This is a genomic window from Streptomyces sp. NPDC051172 (assembly GCF_040682555.1).
Classification (GTDB): Bacteria; Actinomycetota; Actinomycetes; order Streptomycetales; family Streptomycetaceae; genus Streptomyces.
In genome coordinates, this window is sequence record NZ_JBFBBE010000330.1 from 948 (window position 1) to 1,569 (window position 622).

Genomic DNA, 622 nt, shown 5'->3' on the forward strand with positions numbered 1-622 from the left:
TGATGGTTCAGCTCCACCATCACCTCCGCGGCGAAGCGCCCACCCGCGCCACCCGGGACATCGACACTCTGGCGCGCGTGGAGATCACTTGGCGCCAACACCTCACGGCTCTGCGCAGCGGTCTTCGCGCTCTGAGGTATGAGGACAAGGACTCGATCGACGCCTCAGCACCGTTGCACCGCATGACCCGCGCGGATGGTGACGGGGACATGCAGGTGGACTTCCTCATCGCCGACCATGTGCCACCGCCTGCCGAGCAAGAGCTGCCCCAGCCGCTGCCCGTGCAGGCACCAGGAGGCCGCAACGCGCTTGAGCGGCTCCTCTATGTCGAGGTTCTCACGCCGCAGGCCCCTGTGGTCATCGCTGTCCCGGATCTGATCGGGGCCTTGGAATTGAAGATCGAAGCGTACCGTGTGGACTCCCGGGACCGGGAGAGGCACCTACAGGACGCCGTGGCATAGGCGAATCTGCTCGACGATGCCGCACCGGACCCACCCCTGCACGGTTCCGCCGCGACTCGACTTCGCCGATTCCTGGGATGGGTGGGCGACGACCGCCGGCTGGCAGATGCCGGAATCGGCCGTGACGAGGCATCGGACGCGGCAATTGCCGTGGAGGACCT

General features: G+C 66.7%; 1 protein-coding gene. It reads left to right on the plus strand.

Annotated features, from left to right (window positions below; genetic code table 11):
• Positions 1-461, plus strand: a 461-nt coding sequence (locus AB0N07_RS50825) for a hypothetical protein (RefSeq protein WP_365847776.1), incomplete at its 5' end; no start/stop codon positions are given.
• Positions 462-622: the final 161 nt, after the last annotated feature.